The organism is Prevotella sp. tf2-5, assembly GCF_900115435.1.
Lineage (GTDB): Bacteria > Bacteroidota > Bacteroidia > Bacteroidales > Bacteroidaceae > Prevotella.
Genome location: NZ_FOWK01000006.1, coordinates 157,255 through 164,379 on the forward strand (window position 1 = coordinate 157,255; position 7,125 = coordinate 164,379).

A 7,125-nucleotide genomic window follows, 5' to 3' on the forward strand; every position below is an offset into this window, starting at 1 on the left:
ATGATTTTTGAACGTAAAACATACCTACAACAACTTGTCTCAGCAGAAGGAAATGGGATGATTAAAGTGATTACAGGTATTCGTCGATGCGGTAAGTCTTTCTTGCTTTTCAATATCTTTCATGATTACCTAATAGGAAAAGGAATTCAGGAGAGTCATATCATTCAAGTGAATCTGGAAGACCGTAGGAACAAGCGGTTACGAAACCCCGATGCGTTATTGGAATACATCGACAAACAGATAACGGATAATGAGATATATTACATTCTACTGGACGAGATTCAACTGGTACCTGAGTTTGAGGACGTGCTGAACTCATATCTTCACGTCAAGAACACAGAGGTATATGTGACTGGTTCGAATGCGAAATTCCTGTCGAAGGATGTCATCACAGAATTTAGGGGACGTGGCTGGGAGATTCGTGTGCATCCATTGAGTTTTGGCGAGTATTATGAAGCTGTAGGAGGTGAAAAGGCTGCCGCATTAGAGACTTACTATTTATATGGTGGGCTTCCTGGAGTGATACAGTTTGATACACCTGCAGAGAAACAAAACTATCTGCGTGAGATATTCGAAACTGTATATCTGAAAGATGTATTGGAACGTCATCATCTGCAGAATTCAGATGGTATGCGTGAGCTAATACGCATATTAGCCTCTAGCATTGGCTCAAGTACTAATGTGCGACGGATTGCGAACACGTTCAAGTCTGCTGTTGGCATTGAGATAGGGTCCAACACTATTTCGCGTTATCTTGAGCATTTACAAGATTCGTTTATCATTAATGAAGCGTTGCGTTATAACGTGAAAGGACGCAAGTATATCGGCACAGAAACAAAATACTATTTTGAGGATTTGGGCATTAGAAACGCTATCCTTGATTTTCGCCAGATAGAATACAACCACATCATGGAGAACGTAGTTTATAATGAATTACGAAAGCAAGGATATAGCGTGGATGTTGGACTTGTTGAGACCATCAAACGTAATGCAGAAGGCAGAAATGTACGTAGCAAACTGGAAATTGACTTCGTAGTGAATCGTCATGATGAACGCATCTATATCCAGTCTGCTTATGCATTGCCGGACAAGGAAAAGGTGGATCAGGAGCAGGCTTCATTATTGAAAGTACCTGATGGGTTCAAGAAAATGATAATTGCTGGCGATCGCTATCGGTCAAATTATAATGAAGAGGGAATTCTAGTAATGGGCATTTTTGATTTTTTGACCAACTAAAATCATCCCTCAGCCATCTTACATCTTCCATCAACCCTCTTTTATTCCCAGATAACTAAATCACGAGGGAGCGTGATTTTCTTAGGCTCACCACGTAAGCCATCGATATAATAATGACGGGCAAGATGGTCATCAAACTGACCAATAAAGGCACCACGAATCCTAGCACATTTCTCATTGATGGAGTTCAACATAGGATTCGTCACATCCTCGATGCTCTGCACCACCCTCTCACTCATTCCCATGGGCTTCAACCTCACATAAATCCTCGTCAACTCCTCCCGATAGTCAGGCAGATTTTTAAAAGCGATCCCCTCTGGATGCTTAAGAAACAGTAAGTACACCGCCTTCACCAGAGGTTCCATGTGTACCTCTTTGCGCTCATCACCAAGGAATATCTTGTAGTTCTTGCTGATGAACAGTTTAAGCAAAGGCTGTTCAGTATGAAAAAGAGCGGTTATCTCCTTCTCACTCATGCCATACTCCTTAAGTTTCTGAACCTTCTCCTTCACTTCTTTCAAAAGCTTCTGTTTGTCTTCGTTGTTGTGTGTGTTTGTCATAGTAGTTTAGTTATGTAGTTGATATTCTTGTTTCCTGATTATTTGTCACGTTTCACTCGTCTGTGAATACCTGTTTTCTAATCAACCGAAGCAGGTATTCAACAGCCTTTGGAGCCTTCTCATGTGCCGTTCGGAGCCTCTGAGCAAACTCCTCCTCAGTGATGTCTGAGTTAAAATCATCCACTAACTCACGAGGATCATCCGATGCCTTCACCAGCGACAACCCCTTACGCTTCATAAGGTAACGAAGTGAAAGAATGCCCTTATCGTATTTAGGTCTTGCCTTTAACAGTTCCTGCATCAGATTCAGTCCAGGATCTCCAATATGCAACTCATTAAGCATAGCAATCATGTAAAGAACCTTCACATCAGGAGTTGACATGTCAAAGACATCGCCCATCAGTACGTTCACAGCATCAGCCTCTTGATAGCGTTCAAGTTTTGCAAGACAGCGAGACTTCACATAGAGAACCTCTTGACACTGATGTTGCGACAGCACACTATCTGCATAAGCCAAAGCCTGCTCATACTTTCCTGCATAGAGGCTTAGCAAAGCAACAAGGAACTTAGGTGCCCAATGATCTGCGGCTATCAATTCTTCAGGTACCTCATCAATACATCCGAAAAGCTCTTCGTCACAGATGACTGTGTCAAGGAATCGTTTTGCCTGTTGCATGGCTTCCTTGATGTCACCATCTGCAGCCTTCTTCTGTACCAACATCAGGTATTGCTTGGCAGCCTCATCATAGTCATGGTGGGCAAGCAATTGATAGACTGCCTTGCCACTCTCTATCTCATTACTGATGACATGCTCGTCATTATAGCCACTGGCATACGACAACACTTCACGACTCGTATGAGCATACTGAGGAATGATAGGACGTGAGAGGAACAAACCATCAAGCGAACGGACACGACTCAATGCCACATATAGTTGACCAGCAGCAAACATCCCTCTACTCAAATCAAGATAGAGCTTGTCGAAAGTCATTCCCTGACTCTTGTGTACAGTGATAGCCCAAGCCAATCGAAGCGGATACTGCGTAAAGGTTCCCATCAGCTCCTTCTTCATCTTTCGCTCTTCCTTGTCGTATTCATAACTATACGACTCCCAGGAGCAGTTAGGCACTACATAGGTAGCTCCACCAGTAGTTACCTGTATCTCGTCCTTTGCCAGTTTTGTTACCGTTCCAATGGTGCCATTCACCCAACGCTTATGCTGGTCGTTGCGAGTGAACATCACCTGAGCACCCACCTTCAGTTTCAAGGTCATATCCACAGGGAATCGCTTTTCCTCGAACTTTCCTGTAACAGTTCCCTCATAAGTGTATTCCTCAGCCTCAATCTCTGCCAGACATTTTTGGTTAACCGAATCGGCAGTACAGTTTCGAGAAGCCAACGTAATCACCATACCATCCTCTTTTGTTGGCTGGCACACACGCTCATTTAGACGCATCAGAATCTCAGGAGTTGTCTTGTTCAGACGAACACTCTCCAGAATCTTGAGGAATACCTCATCTTCCTGACGATAGACCTTCTGGAACTCAATCTTCACCACACGCATGCGCTTGATGGCATCTGCCTTGTAGAAAAAGCAGTCATCGGCATGATAAAGGTCATGCATCAAATCGCTTTCCACGCCTTTCTTCAGGACAGGGGGCAACTGGAACATATCACCTACGAAGATCATCTGCTTGCCACCAAAAGGCAACGAAGAACGAAGTGTTTTACGCATCGTATAGTCTATGGCATCAATGATGTCACAACGTACCATCGACACCTCATCTATAATAATGGTGTCCGTATGGATGAGCGTCAAGATCCTTGCCTCGTTCATCTTACCCAATGTGCCAGGAGTACAGACATCCATTGGTAGTCCGAAAAACGAGTGAATGGTGTCACCACCAGCCAAGATAGCTGCCACACCAGTAGGAGCCAGTGTGATAAACTGCTTATCCACCATCTTCTGCACATTGCGCAGAAAAGTCGTCTTACCTGTTCCTGCCCTACCTGTAAGGAAGAAACTACTGTTGGTGTTGGCAATCAGCTCGAAAGCCATCACCTGCTGCTTGTTCTGTGTGTCGATCATGTTCTCCATAGTTATCGCTGTTCTAGTTTGGGGAGTATCTGGGTTAAACGTGTGTTGAAGTCTGGATCAAGGAAACTCTTGTAGCATCCATTGATCAGTTCAGAGGCCTGTACTGCAATCTGCTCTTTTGGAGTGCTGATCCGCTGAGTCTTCATGATACCAGTCAGGTAATCCTTCACCATCTGCTCCGACTCCTGACGGATAAATTCCTCATTGCGGAACACCTTATCGTAGTCGCGCTTCTGGATGAGCTCCATCTTCTGACCATTGAAAGCATAGAGTTCAATACTGTCGATGTAGGTCCAGCTATGGTAGAGTCCCACCTTCTCTACGATGACAATCCGATCGCAAAAACGGATGCCAAGGTAGTAGCGATGCCCGTTACTACTCTCGTATTCATCACAGATGAACATCTTCTGGCTGTCATCCCATACTGGTATGTGAACGCGTGGACTGCCGAAGGTTGGCAGGATACTGTCAAACAGATTCTTGTTGATAGCTTTGGTCAATGTTGCCATAGTCTAGTCGTTTTTAATGGTTAAACTTTTGTTATCCTATGTCACAGGCAGTTGACCTTAGGCTAACTGCTTGCGTTGGGTCTCCTCTACCATGCCTCTTGCGAAGCTAGCCAGTTCTTGGTCGCTGACACGCGCTCCCTGTAATTTCAGTTGACCTTCCAGGAAGCCTTTCAGCATCAGGATGCTCTGCTCTTTGGCGAAGTACTCGTTGAAGATGCGGTAGTCGCTGCCACCCCAGTACTTCTGCGCGATCAGTGTTGCCCTCTGCCCATCGAAGCAATACAGCTTGATACCATTCAGGAAGGTATGAAGATACCCTTGCCCGAGGTCATAGTACACCATCAGTCTGTTCGACAGACGGATGGCTTTGTAATACATGTTACCCGCTGCACTTGTGTATCCTTTCGAAAGAAACACGTTCTTTGCTGCGTTGTAGGTCACTTGCTCACCAGAGAGTGCTGGCAGAGCCTTGGTTGCGATGGTCTGTAGTGCTGTGTTCATCATAGTATTCATCCTGTTTTAGTTCCCACCACTAACGTTTTGCAGCGTCAACTCTGGGGTGGTTTCAGAGATTGACGCTTTTAATGGGTTGTTCAGTTATCTCCACCCATATCCAGTCTGTGTCAGAAGGTCCTCCATCTGTATCTGTCGTTCAATGACCTCTGCTTCTGCAGTACACAGAAAGTCTTCCATCTGCATTTCTCGCTCAATTGCTTCTGCCTCTGCAGAACACAAAAGATCTTCCATCTGCATCTGTCGCTCAACATAATCCAACTCCCCCTGGCATATCAAATCTTCAATTTGCATTTCTTCATAGAGGTTATTAACTTGGGCTGTGCCCTCACTTGTCATCTGAATCAGGTTCATCATAGTTTATTCTGATTAAGGTCCCACCACTAACGTTTTGCAGCGTCAACTCTGGGGTGGTTTCAGAGATTGACGCTGCAAAGTTAAGGCGATTTTCACAACCTTGCAAGAAAAACAACCTTGCGAATGGTTCCGTTTTGCTTGGAACCATTTTATGGAATAGCTCTTTTAACCAAGAATGGGAAGTTCAACTCTTTGTTAGGGTTAGGAATATATTTAATTACCTTGATAGTTTTTCCTACCAATCCCATTTTTTCCACGATACCAGACTCAATACAATATATATCACCAATTTGATAGAAATCAGTAATACCATCAATAGGTTCAACAATCCCCTTTGGGTAATTCAATTTTTTACATTTTTGCAAGTTTGATTTTATATCCTGATGTTCCTTGATATAGTCTTTCATCCAGATAATGATTTCGCATACTTGAAAAGTTAGGCTATAGATTAAATAGTGTGATTTCCCAACCTCATCTTTTAAATAACTATCTAATTTTAGTTTGTCTCTATCTGTGAGTTTTGTATAATGTGATTTGATATTTCCTAAATATAATATCATCGATAACATATCTGCAATATGCTTAGGAGTAATACTTTCTCCAGAATTTCCATAACGCAATTCAAGAATTTCGCAATCGTTACCAACCAAAAATCTATAACATTGATCTATATTAACCTTGTTATTTTGGAAGCACTCATCTGGTATAATCTTATATTTATTTGCTTCACTAAAAAGATTCTCTATAATCTGTCTAAGCTGATTATAATATAAAAGAGGATTAAATTTCGAATTGTCCTTCGGATAATGAAGGGCTTCCAGAATATCTAAAAGAATTTCACTAGTATTTTTATTGGTTGATTCCAAATAATCTAATACTTCATGATAATAGACCCTTGTTTGTAGCCGACTATTATGTTTTGCGTCATCTTCTATTTGTTTAAGCAATCTCTCAACATCATCTGAACTATATTTATAATAAACCTTATCTTTTCCAACAGAATACGCAAACTCTTCATCACCGACTAGGTCACCTTGAGCAGTCAACACATAATATGGAACATATTTTTTGTATGCCAATCTTTCTAGTCTTTTTATCGCTTCATGCATACCATAAGTTGTTGTTGTAGCATCTTTTTTGTCATGCCATCCTTTTGCATCCAATATGACAGCTTGAAACTGGTCTATATTTTGCTCTAAATATGATATACCATCAACAGCTAATTCAAAAGGAGAGATATAAATTCCATGACGTTTTTCACACCTACTAATAAAGATTGAGGCAAAACCAGTTTTTTCTCTACTCTTGTCGTCAATCCAAATAACGTTTAATCCCATACTCTATTATTTTATTGGTAAATATATTCTTACTACAGTCCATCCATCTTCCATAAAGATGTCATAATCCCCACCATAGTGCTCTACGAATTTCTTAACATAGCTACCACCTATGCCAGAACCAGCTGTCTTACCTGCTTTCTCTCCCTTAATGCCATAACGCATCTTGTTCATGCCTTCTGGTAAAGGCTTTCCATTATTTCGGAAGTCTATAACAAACATATTCTGCTCACTGTCAATAGACAAACGGACTTCAATCTTATTGTCATTGGTTTCTGAATCAGTAAAGCCGTGTTTCCTCGCATTATCTATAATATTGTTCACTGCTCGCTGTATATCGTTTGGTGCTATGTAAAGCAACGGAACCTTAGAAAGATTTTTATTGTTCATTAATACATCTTCAACCACATGGTCGTCAATAGCATCAGTATTCTCTCCTACATAGTCATCGATAACAGCATCAGTATTCTCTCCTACATAGTCATCGATAACAGCATCGGTATTCTCTCCTACAT

Annotated in this window: 8 protein-coding genes; 1 reads left to right on the forward strand and 7 read right to left on the reverse strand. The window is 41.9% G+C overall.

What is annotated here, in order from left to right; all coding sequences use genetic code 11:
* On the forward strand, nucleotides 1–1,236 hold the full coding sequence (locus tag BM257_RS08275; RefSeq protein WP_092070939.1) for an ATP-binding protein: 1,236 nt from the start codon (nucleotides 1–3) through the stop codon (nucleotides 1,234–1,236).
* A 41-nt stretch (nucleotides 1,237–1,277) separates the two neighbouring features.
* On the opposite strand, the gene BM257_RS08280 is transcribed toward BM257_RS08275, so the two are convergent.
* The 7 genes from BM257_RS08280 to BM257_RS08310 all read right to left on the reverse strand — a co-directional run.
* Nucleotides 1,278–1,796 carry a hypothetical protein gene (locus BM257_RS08280; RefSeq protein ID WP_092070942.1) on the reverse strand — a complete coding sequence of 173 codons (519 nt, stop codon included), beginning with the start codon at nucleotides 1,794–1,796 and terminating at the stop codon, nucleotides 1,278–1,280.
* Between the two features lie 52 nt (nucleotides 1,797–1,848).
* Nucleotides 1,849–3,894: an AAA family ATPase gene (locus BM257_RS08285; protein ID WP_092070945.1), complete on the reverse strand. Its 2,046-nt coding sequence runs from the start codon at nucleotides 3,892–3,894 to the stop codon at nucleotides 1,849–1,851.
* A 2-nt stretch (nucleotides 3,895–3,896) separates the two neighbouring features.
* On the reverse strand, nucleotides 3,897–4,403 hold the full coding sequence (locus tag BM257_RS08290) for a hypothetical protein (protein WP_092070948.1): 507 nt from the start codon (nucleotides 4,401–4,403) through the stop codon (nucleotides 3,897–3,899).
* Between the two features lie 57 nt (nucleotides 4,404–4,460).
* Complete coding sequence (locus tag BM257_RS08295; RefSeq protein WP_255405657.1) at nucleotides 4,461–4,907, reverse strand: hypothetical protein; 447 nt, start codon at nucleotides 4,905–4,907, stop codon at nucleotides 4,461–4,463.
* 93 nt (nucleotides 4,908–5,000) lie between these two features.
* Nucleotides 5,001–5,273, reverse strand: a complete 273-nt coding sequence (locus BM257_RS08300) for a hypothetical protein (RefSeq protein WP_092070951.1) — start codon at nucleotides 5,271–5,273, stop codon at nucleotides 5,001–5,003.
* A 149-nt stretch (nucleotides 5,274–5,422) separates the two neighbouring features.
* Nucleotides 5,423–6,610, reverse strand: coding sequence for a hypothetical protein (locus BM257_RS08305; RefSeq protein ID WP_092070954.1), 1,188 nt, complete (start codon nucleotides 6,608–6,610; stop codon nucleotides 5,423–5,425).
* Between the two features lie 6 nt (nucleotides 6,611–6,616).
* Nucleotides 6,617–7,125, reverse strand: a 509-nt coding sequence (locus BM257_RS08310; RefSeq protein WP_177216060.1) for a sensor histidine kinase, incomplete at its 5' end; no start/stop codon positions are given.